Here is a 17948-nt window from a genome sequence, read left to right on the forward strand (position 1 = left end):
CGGCTGGTCAAACCTGTGCGTTATTCCGGCTTTTCACCACCGCCGAAGGAATGCACGTAAACCGCGAGCGACTTGAGCGTCGCAGGATCAAGACGGCCTTCCCAGGCCGGCATGACACCATTGCGCGGTGCATGGATCTGCGCCTTGATGGCATCCAGAGACTTGCCATAGAGGTAGGTCGCAGCCGTCAGGTTCGGCGCGCCGAGCTCCTGCATACCCTTTAAATTGTCGCCGTGACATGCGGCACAATTGTCCTGGTAGAGGGTTTCCCCGGCCGCCACGTCGACACCCTTTTCAGGCTCCAGCCCGATACGGGAAGCCACATAGTTGGCGATTTCGGAGATCTCCTGCTTGCTCAGGATGCCGTCGATCCCGAAAGCCGGCATATCACCGAAACGCGTGTCGTCGTTCCCGGCCCGGATACCGTGCTGCAAGGTGGTGTGGATGTCCTCCATCGTGCCGCCCCATAGCCAGTTGTCGTCCTGAAGGTTCGGATAACCGACCGACCCGGTTGCGCCGGAGCCGTGGCAGGGGGCGCAGTTGTCACCGAAAGCTGCCGCACCGTTTGCCAGAGCGTATTGCAGAAGCTCATGATCCTCGACGATCGTCGAAAAGTCCGCTTCCATGACCTTCTCGGCATAGTGAGAACGCTCCGCCAACCCCTTGTCGTAGGCGATCATGGCGTTTGCACGTTGGTTGTCGCCAAGCAGGCCGGTGGTGTAGCCGGAAACAAGCGGCCAGGCCGGATAGAGCACCCAGTAGATGACCGCCCAGACAACCGTGGCATAGAAGATGTACAACCACCACTTCGGCAGCGGATTGTTCAGCTCCTTCAGCCCGTCCCACTCGTGACCGGTCGTCTCGACGCCCGAGATGTGGTCAATTTCTTTTTTGTGTGTATCGGCCATGGATCAGTCCTCCCGGAACGGGATTTGTGCGGCATCATCGAACGACTTGCGGTTTTTCGGCCACAAGACGTAGGCCACGACAATGGCAAACATGATCATGAAGTAGAGAAGGCCCCAGGTCTGAGCGAAGCCTGCCACTGCGGTATAGGTCTCGTTCATAGCATCACCTCAGGTTTGCCTTGTCGTCGTAGATCGAGAAATCGACCATCGTGCCAAGCATCTGCAGATAGGCGACCAGCGCGTCCATCTCGGTGACTTCCTTCGGATTGCCGTCGAAGCTCCGCACCGTTGCAGTCGGCCAGCGCTCCTCGAACTCGTAGGCCGCGTCGCTGTCGGGCATCGCCTGGCCACGCAGATCGGCAAGAGCGTTTTCGATCTGCGCGTCTGTATAGGGGACGCCGACCATCTTGTTGGCCTTCAGGTCATTGACGATGTCGCGCGTGTTCAACCGGTTTTCGCTCAGGAACGGATAACCGGGCATGATCGAGGCCGGAACCAGCGAGCGCGGATTCTCGAGGTGCTCGACATGCCAGTCATCCGAATACTTGCCACCGACGCGGGCCAGATCCGGCCCTGTCCGCTTCGACCCCCACTGGAACGGGTGATCATACATGGATTCGGCAGCCAGCGAATAATGGCCGTAGCGCTCCAGCTCGTCGCGCATCGGGCGCACCATCTGCGAATGGCACAAATAACAGCCTTCGCGGATGTAGATGTTGCGGCCTGCCAGCTCCAGCGGGGTGTAGGGCCGCACGCCCTGCACCTTTTCGATGGTGCTCTTCAGGTAGAAGAGCGGGGCGATCTCGACCAGGCCGCCAATGGAGACCATGACCAGGATACCGACGAGAAGAATGAAGGAGTTCTTCTCAAAGACTTGGTGTTTTGTCCATAAAGACATTCCATTCTCCCCTTATTCGGCAGGTGCCAGGGAGCCGGTTGCGAGCGGTTCGACTTCTTCAGCCTCCCCGTGACGAACCGTCATCCAAAGATTGTAGGCCATGATCAGCGAGCCGAGGACGAACAGTGCGCCTCCCAGAGCCCGGATCACGTAGAAGGGATGCATCGCCTCGACGGTTTCCACGAAGGAGTATTCGAGGAAGCCAAGGCTGTCGTAAGCGCGCCACATCAGGCCCTGCATGATACCGGAGACCCACATCGCGGTGATGTAGAGCACGATACCGATCGTTGAGAGCCAGAAGTGCCAGTCTACAAGACGAAGCGAGTACAGCGACTTCTTGTTCCACAGCCACGGAACCAGGCAGTAGAGCGCGCCGAAGGAGATGTAGCCAACCCAGCCCAGAGCACCGGAATGCACATGGCCAATGGTCCAGTCGGTGTAGTGCGACAGGGAGTTGACCGCGCGCAGCGACATCAGCGGACCTTCAAAGGTCGACATGCCGTAGAAGGCAACCGAGACGACCATCATGCGCAGAACCGGATCGGTGCGCAGCTTGTCCCAGGCCCCTGACAGGGTCATCAGGCCGTTGATCATGCCTCCCCAGGACGGCATCCACAGGATGATCGAGAAGGTCGCGCCAAGGGTCGAGGCCCATTGCGGCAGAGCCGTGTAGTGCAGGTGGTGCGGACCGGCCCAGATGTAGATGAAGATCAGCGCCCAGAAGTGCACGATCGACAGGCGGTACGAATAGACCGGCCGTTCGGCGCGCTTCGGGATGAAGTAGTACATGATGGCCAGGAAGCCGGCGGTCAGGAAGAAGCCCACCGCGTTGTGGCCATACCACCACTGGACCATGGCATCCTGCACACCGGACCAGACGATGTAGGACTTGGTCGAGTAGATCGACACCGGCACGGCCAGATTGTTCGTGATGTGCAGCAATGCGATCGTCACGATGAAAGCAAGGTAGAACCAGTTCGCCACATAGATATGCGGTTCCTTGCGCTTCCAGATCGTGCCCAGAAACAGCATCAGATACGCCACCCAGACCACAGTCAGCCACAGGTCGGCATACCATTCCGGCTCCGCATATTCCTTGGACTGGGTCACACCCAGCAGGTAGCCGGTACCGGCGATCAGGATGAAGACGTTGTAGCCGATGATCACGAACCAGGGCAGGATCTTGCCGGGCATGCGCGCGCGGCAGGTCCGCTGCACCACATACATGGAGGTCGCCAGGAGAACGTTGCCGCCAAACGCAAAAATCACCGCCGAGGTGTGCAGCGGCCGCAAGCGTCCGAAATGGATCCAGGGCAGATCGAAATTCAGCAGCGGATAGGCCAGCTGCAATGCGATGATCAGCCCGACGGTGAAGCCCGCGACGCCCCAGAACATCGCTGCCACGGCGCCGAACTTGATCGGACCCAAATTGTAGTTGGGTTTGCCGTCAATTTCCTGCGGAATAACAATCCCGCCGTCATTGAAGTAGTTTTTAAAGATGACGAACACGAAAACGCCGGCGAGGACCGCGCCGAGCATCGCGTGAAACGCCATGACTTGATCGAATGTTTTGCCTGCGATGATGAGGCAGGCGAATGCCAGCAGCACAAGGAAAAACGCAAAGGCGCCTTCCTCGAGCGATACCATCCCGGCCTTGTTCTGTGCCATTTTTTTAGCGCCCCAGTCTTGAAAATCGTTACAAGGTGCCAACGATACGGGGACCTTGCGCATGGCGGGCGGTGTGTGGCGTTGATTCAAATCAAGGCACGGCGGCGCTCCCCGGCAGATGTGCCGGGCAAGTCAAGTCTCATTTTGGTAATAATGGAAAAAATCGGCGGATTTCTGCGCCGCACAAGGGGATTGTGGCATATTGGCACAGCCCCTTGCATGACCAAAGGGCACCTCCCGGACCTGGTCACTCCGCAGGTGAGTTGACGCCGCGTCCGAAGACCAGAACGGTGATGACCGGCAGCAGAAGCACCATGCCAATGAAGCGCACCAGCTGATGGGCGGCCACGAAAGCCGGGTCAAGATCCAGAATGAACGCAAGCAACGTCATCACTTCCAGTCCGCCGGGCGCATAAGACAGCAGAACCTGACCGAATGGCAATCCCATGGCAGCCGACACGCCCCATGCCCCCAGAGAGGCGATGGAAAAGGCCGCCGCAAACGCGGCAAGGGAGCCCCAGATCAGATTGAGAAAAAACCGCAGGCTCATCTGGGCAAAGCGGCAACCGATCATCGCCCCCAGCACGATGTAACTCGGGATCATCAAATAAACAGGAAGAGCCAGGGGCAGCAATCCGGTTGCATTCAAAAAAGCGCTCATGAAGAAGGCACCCGTCATCCAGCCACCCGGGATCCGCAGCCGGTTTGCCGTCCAGCTTGCCCCGAGACATAGCAGGCCGCCCAGAACCAGTTCGAAAGGCGCAGCAGTCACCGCCCGGCTCACGCCTTCCAGATCGCCGGTCATGCCATTCGTCAGGACCATCGGCAAAATGGCGACAAGAATGAACAGACGCAGGGATTGCGAGGCAGCAATGCGCGGCAGGTCCGCCGACCGCTCCGAGGCAAGAGCCAGCACATAGGACAAGGTTCCCGGAATTGCTCCGAAAAAGGCCGTTTCCGGTTTCCAGCGCACAAGATTGCGCAACACGATATATCCCCCCGCAGTGCTGGCCACCACGACGACGACGAGCGCCAGCATCGACACAGGCCACTCGTCAATTCGTTCGAGGACTTCCGGCTGCACGCCTGCCCCCATGGTCAGTCCGATGAGAAAGAATGCGCCGTTGCGAACCCTGTCCGGCATATGGGTGGGCGCCCCCAGCAAGGAGGCGATGGCTACGGCAACCATTGCGCCGGAGAGCCACGCCGCAGGCATGTGCGCCAGATGAAACAGATACCCGCCTGCAAGCCCGAGCAGACAGGTCAGGGCAAATCGATGAATACCAGACATTCGCATCTTCTCGCCCGGCTGATGCCGGATCACCATTGAAACAGAGACATTCGGTTCACAACAGCCCCTACAAGGCGGATGCATTGCCGTCATGATTGATTGCATGAATCAATATAAAAACATCCCGCAAGATTTTGAGATCACTCTGCTCCCCCCTCTTTGCCCCAAAGCTGTGTCAAGCAACCGGGGATGATGCCCCGTCTGGCGGCGGTTTTTCATTTTGCCGGTTGAGCAAGATCAAGGCGCAGCTGCCATTCCATGCGCATGGTCGAAACATGACCGAGCAAAGCCTTTCCTACGCCATGCGGACCGTTCCGCGTTATACCAGCTATCCCACCGCACCGCATTTCCATGCCGGGATCGACGGCGCGGCCTATGCCGAGTGGCTGGCAACGCTTGGACCGGCGGACACACTGTCGCTCTATCTTCATGTCCCTTTCTGCCGGGACATCTGCCATTATTGCGGCTGCCACACCAAGGCCACCCGCCAGGATGCCCCGCTGGCAGCCTATGGCAAGACACTGGGCCGCGAAATCGAACTGGTTGCCGGACACCTGGCAAATGCCGGACCGGTCAAGCACATCCATTGGGGCGGCGGCACGCCGAGCCTGCTGCCGGAGGAGTCTCTGGTCGAGCTTGCCGGTCTGATGCGTGTTTCCTTCGATCTGGCGGAGGATCTGGAACATGCGATCGAACTGGACCCGCGCTATGTCAGCGCCTCGCTTGCCGAAACCCTTGCAAGCATGGGCGTGACGCGCACCAGCCTCGGGGTGCAGGATTTCGACTTGAGGGTCCAGCAGGCAATTGGCCGGGTCCAGCCCTTTGAAAAGGTCAAGGCGGCAACGGAACACCTGCGCGCCGCTGGCCTTGACAGCATGAACTTCGATCTGATGTACGGCCTTCCGGAGCAGACACCGGATACAATCCGCGACACGGTCGGCAAGACACTCGACCTAGCCCCGAGCCGCATCGCCCTGTTCGGTTATGCCCATGTGCCATGGATGCGCAAGCACCAGAGACTGATTGACGAAAACCGGTTGCCGGACGCAAGTCAGCGGCTGGAACTGGCCGGACTTGCACGCGATGCCCTTCTGGAAGCGGGCTATGTCGCCATCGGTCTCGATCACTTCGCAAGGCCCGATGACAGCATGGCCATCGCCTTGCAGGAGGGCCTGCTGAAGCGCAACTTTCAGGGCTATACAACGGATACCGGCGAACAACTGATCGGTCTCGGCGTCTCGTCCATCGGCAAGCTGGACAAGGGTTTCGTTCAAAACATGCCCGATGTCCGCCACTGGGAACGTGCACTTGCGGCCGGTCGGCTGCCGGTCTCAAAGGGGCTCGCCCTCAGCAAGGACGATCTGCTCAGGGGCCGCCTGATCGAACAGATCATGACGGACCATGCCTGCGACACCGCGGCAATCTGCCGGGATTTCGACACCAATCCCGCGGAGCTTGAATGGTCTGTCGATCTGCTGGGCGATCTGGAGCGCGACGGCCTTGTGACCATCCAAGGCCGATCTGACCAGGGTCCGAAAATCGAAATGACAGACAAGGGCCTCCCTTATGTGCGTCTGGTGGCGGCTGCATTCGATGCCTACTTGCACACCAGCTCGAACGCGCCCAAGGCCCGCCATTCCATGGCGGTCTGATCAAGCCGCGTTGATTCCCGGCCGGATCTTCAAACCCTGCCCTGCAAGAACCGCGCAGAGCACATGAAAAAGGCCGGACAAGTCCGGCCTGGTCTTCGGAAGGGGCTTGCGTGAACCAGGGGCGTTTCAGTGAATTCCGGTGATCTGGCACAAACCGCACACCTTGTTCAGGTGAATCTGGTCGGCGCGGTCGATCCGGATGATACCCCGGCGCTTCAGATCGGAAAACACCCGGCTGACCGTCTCGATGGTCAATCCGAGATAATCGGCGATTTCCTGACGGGTCATGGTGAGATGGAGATCAAAACCGTCTTCCGCCCCATCCTTCGGACCGAAGCATCCAACACCACCACGGTTGGGCACCAGATACATCAGGAAGCTTGCCACACGCTCCACAGCTGATTTGCGCCCCAGCAAGACCGCATGCTCGTGAAGCGCCTGCATCTGCGTCATCAGACACCGGGTCAGTTTGCGTTGCAGGCCGGGAGACTGCTCAATCCGCCTCAGGTCGATTTCGTGAACCTGCGCCTCGGTCAGGGTTTCGGCCGTACTCTCGTGTTCCTCCGACTTGGCGAGCCCGAAAATATCGCCCGGACGCAAGACCTCGACAACCTGGCGGCGGCCATCGGGAAGCAGCTTGAACAGCATCACCGTCCCCGCCGCCAGCTCGTAGAGCCGCTTCGCCGGATCACCTTCGTAAAAAATGACATCGTGCGACCCGAAGGAATGGGTCTTTGCGCCAATGTCCGCGAATGACCCGCCGGCTGCGGGTTGCGTGACACTTTCCGCCCGCATCGGGTCGGCTTCGCCAGTTGCCGGATAGGATAGATACGCCATGAGCCCCACCTGATATCTTTGTATTAAAGGACACATGGGCAAAGACTGTTCTGCCCACGCGGATTTGCCGGAAAACAACGCCCGTCCAGCGAATTTTCCGAACCCGGCAGATCCCGTCCGACCTGCCGCGTCCTCATGGCTCCACGTTAGAGATATGATTTAAATCAATAAATTCGGTCGATTGCGTAGGGTCTAGTACCTAAGACAAACTGCCGCACATCAGGCAGCAGCCCCAGCTCCGCTCGTCCCGGGCCCGAAATACTCGGTCAATACACGCATCGACAAGGGCTTTCGCAGCAGCGGCAGGCTGGAAAAATCCGCCTTGCTTTGCTGCAAAAGTGTTTTCGGCTTTCCGGTGATTGCCACCATCTGCGGCGGTTTCTTCAACTGCCGCAGCCAGCCGATGACCTCGTCTCCGGCAACTCCGGGCAAGCCGAGGTCCACAACGACGAAGTCCTGTGAATTTGGCGGGCCGGATTCGAAAAAGGACTCGGCATCAGGATAACAAACCACCTCGTGCCCGAAATCCTCCAACAGCAGAGCGAGCGAATCCGCAACAGCGTAATCATCTTCTATGATGTGAACTATCAAGGAAGTACCTTCCTCTTTGCGGACCAATGATGCTGTCAAACTACACCATTATTGGGCAAAGGGCTGTACGCACAAACCCTGTCGGTGTTATCTCGCGCTTTGCCGGATGCCGGATTGCCCGCCGATTGCCCAAAAGCGGCCGCCCTTCGCCAATCCACGGCAGGAGCGCTGTCACTTGTTGAGAACAATCCTGACCAGATCTGCGGCATTCTTCGCACCAAGCTTTTCCATGATCCGGGCACGGTGCACTTCAACGGTCCTCGGGCTGATGCCAAGAGTACGCCCGGCTTCCTTGTTGGACGCGCCGTTGGTAATCTCCTTCAGCACTTCCCGCTCGCGCCGCGTCAGTTGTTCGGAGCCTGCAAATGTGTCCTCGACTTCACTGGAATGAAGGTTGCGCAAGGCCGCGATGCCGTCATTGACCCGGGACACCATGGTATCGGCGTCGAACGGCTTTTCGATAAAGTCATAGGCGCCGCTCTTGATCGCTTCTACTGCCATCGGAATGTCGCCCTGGCCCGAAATGATAAAGATCGGAGCCGGATAGTGTTCCGCATTCAGGGCTTTCAAAATCTCGATACCGGACCGTCCGGGCATATGCACGTCCAAGAGGACACATGCCGGCTGCGTCTTGCTTGCCGACTTAATGAAAGTGTCGCCGTCGCTGAAGGTTTCGACCTCGAACCCTTCCATATTGAAGATCACGGACAATGCGTCCAGAACAGCAGGATCATCGTCAACAATATAGATGGCCTCGGCTGTATCCGACATGAACCGCGCTCCTTTTTCAAATACACGTATTTAGTTTTGGTGGACGCCAGCGGGCAAACGCAAGATGAACGTGGCTCCGCTTTCTGTCCTGTTTGTATCCAGCACCAAGTCGCCGCCGTGATTTTGGGCGATCGACCTCGAAATTGCCAACCCAAGCCCCAGGCCTTTTTTCTTTCTGCCCGAAAATGCCTTGAAGAGCTCCGGAATTGAACTGTCAGGCACACCCGGACCGCTGTCCTGAACGATAAACTCTATTGACCCCTTATCCGCCTGAACTTTCAGCGAAACGATTTTGGTTGGCTGCTTTTGAACTGCATCGCTCGCATTGCGGAGCAAATTGACAAGAACCTGACGGATTTGGACCGCATCCGCCTCCAGTGGCGGCAGATTGTCTGAAACTGTGAGCTGATAGTCCGGCCGGTCCCCGGCATCTGCCATGTTGACCAGGCCGATACACTCCGTGGCGAATGCCGGAATGTCGATCAGTTCGCGTTCGGGCTCCTTGCGTTCCACAAACTGGCGCATGCGCTGAATGATGTCGCTGGCCCGTTCAGCCTCACCGAGAGCCTTCGCGAGGATATCGAGAAACTGCGGGTTGGCCTCTTCCAGAGCGGAGGCTTTTCTGGACAGAGCCTGCATATAGAGAATGAGTGCCGTCAATGGCTGGTTCAGCTCATGGGCAATCGCAGCCCCCATCTCATCCAGCGCGCTGATCCGCGTCATGTGCACCAGTTGGGCTTGTGCCTGTGCCAAACGCTCTTCGACATTACGCCGCGGCCTCAGGTCCCGCAGAATTCCGATGAACTGGCGGCCTTCGGGTGTCGAGGCTTCGCCAACCGACAACTCGACGGGAAATTCCGTGCCGTCCTTGTGGCGCCCGCGCACCTCCCGGCCGATGCCGATGATCTTCTTCTCGCCGGTGTCCAGATAATGGCGGACATAGCCGTCATGGGCTGCCGCGTAATCAGCGGGCATGATCTTGTCGATGTTCCCGCCCAGCAGATCGGCAGCGTCGTAACCGAAAATCCGCTCTGAAGCCTTGTTGAACGCCAGAACCTGGCACCGGTCATTCATGACGATGATGCCGTCCGCCGCCGTATCAAAGACACTCGCCAGACGCGCCTCGGAGACGGTTGATGACAAAGAGCCGCTCGCATTCATCTCGTTGATCGACGCGTCGCCGTGGTCCATTTTACCGCCTAAAACCCGCAAGTTTTCCCTCTGCCGCGCCCGGCATCGCGCGAGCGCAACTGAACTAACTCAGGTTTAAGGGGAATTACATATTCGGGCAAGAGCAGAGCGCGGCTAAACCTGTTCAATCCATTGAACAATTCGACCCAACCCTTCCCTAAGGTAATCGGTACTGCGTGCAAAGCACAACCTGAGGAAGCCATCTCCTGCCGTTCCGAACGCGGTTCCCGGCGCCAGACCAACGCCGGTGTCGCGCACAAGGTCAAGCGCCAGCCGCCGCGCATCCGTCACTCCGTCGATCCCGAAAAACGCATAAAACGCCCCTTCAGGCACCGCGAACCGGAACCGCGGCGAGCTCGACAGCTGTTCAATCACGAGCTGGCGTCCGGTTTTGGCGCGGGAAATCTGGTCCTGAAGGTAGGTCTCGCCTTCCGTGAGCGCTGCGGCCGCCGCCCTCTGGCTGAAAACCGGGACACCGGAGGTCGCGTATTGAATGAGATTCTCGATCACCTGCCCGATTTCGGACGGCCCGCTCAACCAGCCGATCCGCCAGCCGGTCATCGACCAATTCTTTGAAAACGTGTTGACAAACAGGATCCTGTCATCGTCTTCCGCAACATCGGCGAATGACGGCGCCCGCCCCCCTTCGCCAAAAAAGAATCGCGCATAGACTTCGTCGGCGATGATCCACAAACCGTGCTTGCGGGCAAAATCCAGAATGCCCCGCAGGTCTTCACACGATGCAACCCAACCGGTGGGATTGCACGGTGTGTTGATGAAGATCGCCCGTGTTCGCGCTGTTCTGGCCGCCATAAGCCGGTCCATGTCCAGTTCCCATCCGCCGGGCCGGAACATCATCGGAACGGTAACGGCGCGCCCGCCCCGGATCTCGACGGCGGCTGCAAGGTTCGGCCAGGCGGGTGACGGGACCAGAACCTCGTCCCCCGGGCTGACGACACTTGTCACCGCGATCTGGATCGCCTGCATGCCGGACCCGGTCACGAAAAAACGCTGGTCGGAAAAGGACCGGCCATGAAGCCCTGCATGATAATCCGCCAATGCCGACCTCAGCTCGGGAATGCCGCGTTGATAGGTGTAGAAGGTTTCACCGGCATCCAGCGACTGCTTTGCAGCCCGGCAGATGAAATCCGGCGTTGGCAAATCCCCCTCTCCGACCCAAAGCGGAATCAGGTCCTCGCGTTCCCGCGCGCTGTTGACCACCTCGACGATCCCGCTTTCCGGGGCCAGCCGGGACTCCGTGCTCAACTGAGACACGATCCCTTCGGAAACCTTCACATCCACAACGCATCCTCCGCCACGAAACTGCAATGTGCCAATCTATCATCCCACCGGCGCGCGAGGCATGAAACTATTTGAAGCGGCTATCAGCAATGCAAATGGATTCCCCTTTTCAAGGCCACTTCACCCCGTACAAGTCAGCGCAAAGACCAATAGACAGGACCCGGCAGCTGTGGTCCGATCAGGCAAACAAGGTCAATCCGGCTATTTCTGGCCCCGCACACGTGCCAAACCGAAGATCGACCCGCTCGCTCCGGGAGGAAACAAGGCAGCCACCATGCTTGAAGGCTGGGTCGTATTTACAGTTGCAGTGGGATACATCCTGCTGCTGTTTGCAATTGCCAGCCTCGGCGACCGCATGCCACGGCGCCGGAAATCCCTTGTGGGACGCCCGGTCATTTATGCGCTGTCCCTGTCGGTCTATTGCACGTCCTGGACTTTTTTCGGCTCTGTCGGCAGCGCCAGCCGGACCGGGTTCGAGTTCCTGACCATTTATCTCGGCCCCTTGCTCGTGTTTGCCCTCGGCTATCCGCTCCTGCGGCGCGTGATCCGGATCGCCAAGGCGGAACGCATCACCTCCATCGCCGACTTTATCGGAGCGCGTTACGGCAAAAGCCAGACCGTTGCGGCCGTCGCAACGCTGATCGCGGTCATCGGCGTCATCCCCTACATCGCCCTGCAGCTCAAGGCGGTGTCGCAGTCGATCACCGTCATGGTCGGCCCGCTGATCACCCCCTCCAATCCGCTCTACTACCTGACGGACGACATCACCTTGTTCATCGCCATCATCATGGCGATATTCACCTGGCTGTTCGGCACCCGGCATATCGACGCGACAGAGCATCAGGAAGGCTTGATGCTGGCCATCGCGGCCGAGGCGGTGGTCAAGCTTCTCGCCTTTCTTGCGGTCGGATTGTGGGTGACCTACAGCCTTCACGACGGGCCGGTCGAGCTGGTTCGCGCAATTGCGGAAGCACCGGAAGTCGCTCAGGTGTTTACACAACCGCTCAACACCGGAAACTGGATCGTCATGACCCTGCTTTCCGCCTTTGCCATCCTGTTGCTGCCGCGCCAATTCCACGTCACGGTCACCGAAAACAACTCGGAGGCCGAGCTGCGGCGCGCGGTCTGGCTGTTTCCGCTCTATCTGATCCTGATCAATCTGTTTGTCGTGCCGATCGCCGCTGCCGGGCTCCTGCGGTTCGGGCAGGACGTCAATTCCGACACATTCGTTTTGGCCCTGCCGATTGATGCAGGCCATAACTGGCTTGCCCTGTTTGTGTTTCTGGGCGGACTGTCGGCGGCAACCGCCATGGTCATTGTCGCCACAGTGGCGCTCGCCATCATGATCTCGAACGATTTTGTGGTTCCGATGATCCTGCGCCGGCGCAGCGAGGATGAAATCATTGCCGGCAGCGGCGACATGAGCGGGGACCTTCTCACCATCCGCCGCTGCGCGATCCTCGGCATCCTGCTGCTCGCCTACGCCTATTACCGTGCAGCCGGAGACACCGCCGCGCTGGTGTCCATCGGCCTGCTGTCATTTGCCGCGATTGCACAGTTTGCCCCGGCTTTCATCGGCGCGCTGGTCTGGCGGCGGGCGACTGCACGCGGCGCGATTTTCGGCATGATCGCCGGTTTTGCCGTTTGGGCATACACACTCCTGCTTCCGACCTTTATCGCCTCCGGCATTTTTTCCGGAGAGATCCTGTCGTCCGGGCCATTGGGGCTCGACTGGCTGCGCCCGCAAGCCTTGTTTGATGTCAGCATGGATCCGTTCCTGCACGGCGTCTTCTGGAGCCTGGTCACCAACACGGTCCTGTTCGTGCTCGTCTCCCTGTCGCGCAAGCCGGAGCCGGCGGAGAAAATCCAGGCGAACATCTTCGTGCCGGCCGAATTCACCCACGCACCGCATTTGCGCCTGTGGCGGACCTCGGTCACAGCGGAAGAGCTGAAGGCAACGATTGCGCGCTACCTTGGCGAGGAACGCACCGAACGCTCGTTCCGCCGCTATGCACGCGAACGCGGCACCGATACGGAAAACATGGCCACAGCCGACGCCAGCCTTTTGCGGTTTTCCGAACAGCTGCTTGCAAGCGCCATCGGCGCTGCCTCGTCCCGGTTGGTGCTGTCGCTCATGCTCAAACGGCACGACCCTTCCGCAAAAGGAGCCGTCAAGCTGCTTGATGATGCATCTGCGGCGATCCAGCACAACCGGGACCTGCTGCAGACCGCGCTCAATCAGGTGCGGCAAGGGCTTGCCGTGTTTGACCGGGATTTGCGGCTGATTTGCTGGAATAGGCAATTTCGCGACCTGCTGGGCCTTCCCGCGGAATACGGGCAGGTCGGCACCACGCTCGATGCGATCATCCGCTACAATGCCGAAACCGGAGAACACGGCCCCGGCCCGGTGGAAGTCACGGTTGCCGACCGGATCGAACGCCTTGTCGTACAGCAGGACACCTTTCAGGAACGCATGCACAAATCCGGACAGGTTCTGGAAGTGCGCGTCAGTCCCATGCCGGATGGCGGCATCGTCACCACTTACACCGACATCACGGAACGGGTCATGGCCGAAGACGCCCTGGCGCGCGCCAATGAAACACTGGAACGGCGGGTCCGGGAGCGCACGGAGGAGCTGACCCACGTCAACAACCGGCTGGTGCAGGCAACCCATGCCGCAGAAGAGGCCAATATCGGCAAGACACGCTTTATCGCGGCTGCCGGACACGACATTCTCCAGCCGCTCAATGCGGCGAGGCTCTACACCTCCGTTCTGTCAGACCGCATCACGGAGGGCGAAACCGGGGCGCTTGCCCGCAATATCGGCGCGGCACTCGACTCGGTTGAGGATATCATCGGCGCCGTTCTTGATATGTCCCGGCTTGATTCGGGCCAGATGAAGCCCGAGCCAACCGTTTTCCGGCTGGATACGCTCTTGCGGGGCCTGCAGCTCGAATTCGAACCCGTCGCAGATGAAAAGGATCTGGAACTCACCATTGTGCCGACGTCCGCATCGATACGCTCGGACCGCCGGCTGCTGCGCCGCCTGCTTCAGAACCTCGTCTCCAACGCCTTGAAGTATACGCCTTCGGGCAAGGTGCTTGTCGGATGCCGCCGGCAGGGCAACCGGATCGCGGTCGAGGTGCATGACACGGGCATGGGCATTCCGCCGAGCGAACAGAAGGTCATTTTTCACGAATTCCAGCGCCTCGACGACGGCATGCGGGCGGCCAAGGGACTTGGCCTCGGCCTGTCGATCGTGGAGCGGATCAGCCGCGTTCTGGACCACCCCGTGAAGCTGCGCTCCGAAGTCGGCAAAGGCTCCTGCTTCACCGTCTGGCTGCCGGCCGCAGCGGCCGTGCCGCTTGAACCTGTCGCCAAGCCAGCACCCGCTGTGGTGACACGGCTCGACGGTCTGTGTGTCCTTGCGATCGACAACGAGCCCGACATTCTGGATGGCATGCGCCATTTGCTGGAGAGCTGGAACTGCCATGTCGTGACCGCTGCAGACGATGTCCAAGCCTCGCAAAAGCTCAAGGAGCTTGGCCGGTTTCCGGACATCATTCTGGTCGACTACCACCTCGACAATGGCAACGGCATAGATGCGGTCATTCGCTTGCGCTGGAAGTTCGGCACCGACACGCCTGCCGCCCTTATCACCGCCGACCGCAGCAGGCCGGTGCGGATGGCGGCCACGGAGCAGAACATCGTGATCTTCAACAAGCCACTGAAACCCGCAGCCCTAAGAGCCCACCTGAGCCGCTGCAAGGTCTCGCCCAGCGCGGCAGAATAATCCCTGCGCTCAATAGCGGACAATCGTTTGATTTTCCGGCAGACCGGCCGGGCGGCCTGCCAGATCACGGTGTCTGCATCAAGCCAAAAGGCCGGTTTCGCCTATGCGGAACTGGCAGTCGCGTTGGGCTCCTCGCCGCCGGTGTGCCACTGACCTGACTCGATCTTGGAGGCGGCGATCACGGCCTGGGTGCGGCTTTCGACGCCCAGCTTCTGCAGGATGGCCGAAACATGCGCCTTGACCGTTGCCTCGGATACCGACAGTTCGTAGGCGATCTGCTTGTTCAGCAGGCCCTCCGACAACATCATCAGCACCCGTACCTGCTGCGGGGTCAGCGTTGCGAGCCTCTGCACCAGATCACCTGCCGCATCATGCGCGTTTAGGTCAATGTCATCCGGCGTCCAGGTGCCGCCATCCATGACACTTTGAATGGCCTCCCGGATAATCTCGATCCCGTGGGATTTCGGGATGAACCCGGAGGCGCCGAACTCCATCGCCCGGCGGATCGACTGCGGGTCTTCGTTCGCGGACACGATCACGACCGGAACCGATGCGAATTGCGCGCGAATATACATAAGGCCTGAAAAGCCGCGCATCCCCGGCATGCCAAGATCCAAAAGGATCAGATCGACGTCGCCGTCTTCCTCAAGCCGGCGTGTCACATCTTCGAGGGCACCAGCTTCCTCGATAACAGCGTCTGCATATTGTGTTTCCAGGGCTTGCCGAAGCGCACCCCGGAACAATGGATGGTCATCGGCAATGATGAAACGATAGGTTAGGTCAGACACCCGCTTTTTCCTCCCATGATACCGGTAGGCAACGCTGACAGCGGTTTGCACGATTGCGCGTCGGGTCATCCCAGCCCGGCCGGAGTGCAAGATGCCCCTATCCGCCACTGACACAATCCCTGCGCAACCTTCATGCCCTGTCGCGCCTGCCACTCCGGCCAGCCCGCAGCTCTTGGCTTTACGCGCTGTTTCCGTCGTGCCGGCAGGCCGCTTCATCGCCCTGCCGCTTCTCCATCATGTTTGCACCGTTCATATGCCTAAGTCAAAAGACCAAATTCAAAAACCTGCAACAATCCCTGCTTCCCCAGCGCTCTTTTGTATCGGCAAAAGGGTGCAGTTGGGTCACATCAATCGGCAACCCTTAAGAGCAACGCATCGGCTGATCGGGTGCAGCACCCGCGAAGGATCAATACAAGGCACTATACGGGATGCACAAGACCACTGTGCCCCGCAGAAGCCTTGCCTCGTCAGAGGACTCCGTTTTCATGCTTGAGGACAAAAGGTGCGTTATTCCAGAGCCCACCCAAAACAACTGACACACACATTAATTAAAATCCATTTTCCGCCTGAACTCTGTGAACATGTATCCGTGCTCATTATTTCAGATTTCAGTCCATGAATCTGACACAGGATGAACGGTTCTACATAATTACAACAGCGAACAACTCTAGAGTGGTGGCAATGACCGCAACCTCGACCCTTTACTCTTTCGTCAACCGTTGGGAGTGCGACGAAAACGACCATTTGAACGTTCAGTTTTATTTCTTGCGTTTTGAGGAAGCCGACCGGCAACTGAGATTGATAGCCGGGTTGAACGAAACCCATGTCGGCGCACGCCGCGTGCGCCATGTGCGGTTTCACAATGAACTCATGGACGCCCAGCTTGCACAGGTGCGCTCCGGTATCGCCTTTGACGGTCCGCATCTGTTTACCATTGTCCATGAGATGCATGACCCGACGAGCGGAGCCCTGGCAGCAACGTCAATTGACGGCTACGAACCGAACACAAACTCGGCCAAGGCATTGCGCCAGAGGTTTACGGAATTTCATGTCGACATGCCCGAGCACGCCGCTCCGAAAGGGCTTCCGGCCTCTTTGAACTCCGTGCGGGTCACAAGTGCCGAACTCGCCAGTCACGGTGCCTTTGTCAGCTATCGCGGCACCGTGCTGCCGCGTGACATCGGTCCGGACGGACGGGCCGATGACGCCTTTGCCATGGCAGCCTTCACCAATGCCGCGCCTTATGTCTGGGAACGCACGCCCCTGACCCAGCACTATCTGGGCGAACACAATCTGGGCCGTGTGGTCGTTGAAATGAAACTCAGCTGGCAAAGCCCGCTGAAGGCCGGAGAACCCTATCACATCATGAGCGGGTTGACCGGATGTGCGGGCAAGGCATTTTCCTTCCGCCACCATATGTTCGAGACACGCACTGACCGGCCAATCGCCTGTCTGGACGTTGTCGCGCTGGCGATGGATCTGAAGAACCGGAAGGCGATCGCCCTGCCGAAAGAAGCGGTTGAAGAAATCCAGCGGATGAAATTGCCGTAACGGAGAGAGCCCCTACTGTGCGCTTCCGTTTTGTCCGGCAAACTCCTCTTGCAGTTCCTTGACCAAACCGAAAAACCGGCGCATGGCGTCTTCGGTAAAGTCGAGAACCCTGTCCAGCTCGTCCTGTTCATCGGCAGGCAAAGTCTGGCTGCCGGAACCCTCGCCATGTGGCGTATCGTCTGTCCCGGCTTGACCATTTGGTAGATCGACGGCACTCCCGGGACGCCGGGGGAGCGCCTGTTCGCCGAGCGCCCGCTCCGCGGCAGCCAGTTCCTCCTGCAAAGCCGCGATGGTCCGTTCGGCGCTGTTCAGGGCATCTACAGTCTTGGCCCTTGCCTTGTGCGCAGTCTCAAGCTTGCGCGTCAGAACATCGATCTCTCCGGACAGCGCGGCAATCTCAGCCTCATAGGCCTCTTCAGCCAATGGCGCCGGAAAACACCTCCAACCGCTGTCAAATTCCTTGCAGTAGCTGAACGTGCCTTCGAGCTTGTCGAGACGCAGATAGCCATCCCCTTCCGGGACAAGCTGGAACCGGTCACTGACCGTTTGTTCGAGTTGCTCAAGGGTCATGCCACGCTCGGCAGCTGTAGCTGACGCAAATGCAGTACCGGTACCGGCCACGGCTGCGCAAATCAGGCCGCTTGCCAAGACGATTGCCTGTGTGTGTGCGCCCATTCCGGTGACCTTTCCCGTTTCAATCGTGAGCT

At 59.2% G+C, this 17948-nt stretch carries 15 protein-coding genes; 3 read left to right on the top strand and 12 right to left on the bottom strand.

The annotated features are described in order from the left end of the window. Positions 1–20: 20 nt before the first annotated feature. The 5 genes from ccoP to E1297_RS29820 all read right to left on the bottom strand — a co-directional run bounded on the left by ccoP (position 21) and on the right by E1297_RS29820 (position 4765). Complete coding sequence (gene ccoP, locus E1297_RS29800) at positions 21–908, bottom strand: cytochrome-c oxidase, cbb3-type subunit III (protein WP_155144622.1); 888 nt, start codon at positions 906–908, stop codon at positions 21–23. Positions 909–911: 3 nt separating this feature from the next. Continuing rightward, positions 912–1067 carry a cbb3-type cytochrome c oxidase subunit 3 gene (locus E1297_RS29805; protein WP_155144623.1) on the bottom strand — a complete coding sequence of 52 codons (156 nt, stop codon included), beginning with the start codon at positions 1065–1067 and terminating at the stop codon, positions 912–914. A gap of 4 nt (positions 1068–1071) precedes the next feature. After that, the gene (ccoO, locus tag E1297_RS29810; protein WP_155144624.1) at positions 1072–1806 is read right to left on the bottom strand and encodes a cytochrome-c oxidase, cbb3-type subunit II; all 735 of its coding nucleotides are present in this window, start codon (positions 1804–1806) and stop codon (positions 1072–1074) included. Positions 1807–1818: 12 nt separating this feature from the next. Then, the gene (gene ccoN / locus E1297_RS29815) at positions 1819–3474 is read right to left on the bottom strand and encodes a cytochrome-c oxidase, cbb3-type subunit I (protein WP_155144625.1); all 1656 of its coding nucleotides are present in this window, start codon (positions 3472–3474) and stop codon (positions 1819–1821) included. Between the two features lie 247 nt (positions 3475–3721). Then, a complete protein-coding gene (locus E1297_RS29820) occupies positions 3722–4765 on the bottom strand; it encodes an AbrB family transcriptional regulator (RefSeq protein WP_209016075.1) in 1044 nt (347 codons plus the stop codon). A 275-nt stretch (positions 4766–5040) separates the two neighbouring features. Here E1297_RS29820 and hemN point away from each other — a divergent pair, with 275 nt between their 5' ends. After that, on the top strand, positions 5041–6417 hold the full coding sequence (gene hemN / locus E1297_RS29825; protein WP_155144627.1) for an oxygen-independent coproporphyrinogen III oxidase: 1377 nt from the start codon (positions 5041–5043) through the stop codon (positions 6415–6417). A 126-nt stretch (positions 6418–6543) separates the two neighbouring features. Here the strand turns inward: hemN and E1297_RS29830 are convergent, their stop codons facing one another. The 5 genes from E1297_RS29830 to E1297_RS29850 all read right to left on the bottom strand — a co-directional run bounded on the left by E1297_RS29830 (position 6544) and on the right by E1297_RS29850 (position 11109). After that, positions 6544–7254, bottom strand: a complete 711-nt coding sequence (locus tag E1297_RS29830; protein WP_209016076.1) for a helix-turn-helix domain-containing protein — start codon at positions 7252–7254, stop codon at positions 6544–6546. Positions 7255–7473: 219 nt separating this feature from the next. Next, on the bottom strand, positions 7474–7845 hold the full coding sequence (locus E1297_RS29835; RefSeq protein WP_155144628.1) for a response regulator: 372 nt from the start codon (positions 7843–7845) through the stop codon (positions 7474–7476). Between the two features lie 171 nt (positions 7846–8016). Further along, the gene (locus E1297_RS29840) at positions 8017–8616 is read right to left on the bottom strand and encodes a response regulator transcription factor (RefSeq protein WP_155144629.1); all 600 of its coding nucleotides are present in this window, start codon (positions 8614–8616) and stop codon (positions 8017–8019) included. A gap of 30 nt (positions 8617–8646) precedes the next feature. Next, complete coding sequence (locus E1297_RS29845; protein ID WP_209016077.1) at positions 8647–9807, bottom strand: nitrogen regulation protein NR(II); 1161 nt, start codon at positions 9805–9807, stop codon at positions 8647–8649. A gap of 114 nt (positions 9808–9921) precedes the next feature. Next, a complete protein-coding gene (locus tag E1297_RS29850; RefSeq protein ID WP_368669735.1) occupies positions 9922–11109 on the bottom strand; it encodes a pyridoxal phosphate-dependent aminotransferase in 1188 nt (395 codons plus the stop codon). 274 nt (positions 11110–11383) lie between these two features. Between E1297_RS29850 and E1297_RS29855 the strand changes: the two genes are divergently transcribed. Continuing rightward, on the top strand, positions 11384–14902 hold the full coding sequence (locus E1297_RS29855) for a PAS domain-containing hybrid sensor histidine kinase/response regulator (protein ID WP_155144667.1): 3519 nt from the start codon (positions 11384–11386) through the stop codon (positions 14900–14902). 101 nt (positions 14903–15003) lie between these two features. Here the strand turns inward: E1297_RS29855 and E1297_RS29860 are convergent, their stop codons facing one another. Beyond that, positions 15004–15690, bottom strand: coding sequence for a response regulator (locus E1297_RS29860; protein ID WP_368669736.1), 687 nt, complete (start codon positions 15688–15690; stop codon positions 15004–15006). A gap of 681 nt (positions 15691–16371) precedes the next feature. On the opposite strand from E1297_RS29860, the gene E1297_RS29865 reads away from it, so the two are divergent. Further along, a complete protein-coding gene (locus E1297_RS29865) occupies positions 16372–17241 on the top strand; it encodes a thioesterase family protein (protein WP_155144631.1) in 870 nt (289 codons plus the stop codon). A 12-nt stretch (positions 17242–17253) separates the two neighbouring features. On the opposite strand, the gene E1297_RS29870 is transcribed toward E1297_RS29865, so the two are convergent. Next, positions 17254–17916, bottom strand: a complete 663-nt coding sequence (locus E1297_RS29870; protein ID WP_155144632.1) for a hypothetical protein — start codon at positions 17914–17916, stop codon at positions 17254–17256. Between the last annotated feature and the right edge of the window lie 32 nt (positions 17917–17948).

Source organism: Roseibium sp. RKSG952, assembly GCF_009711355.1.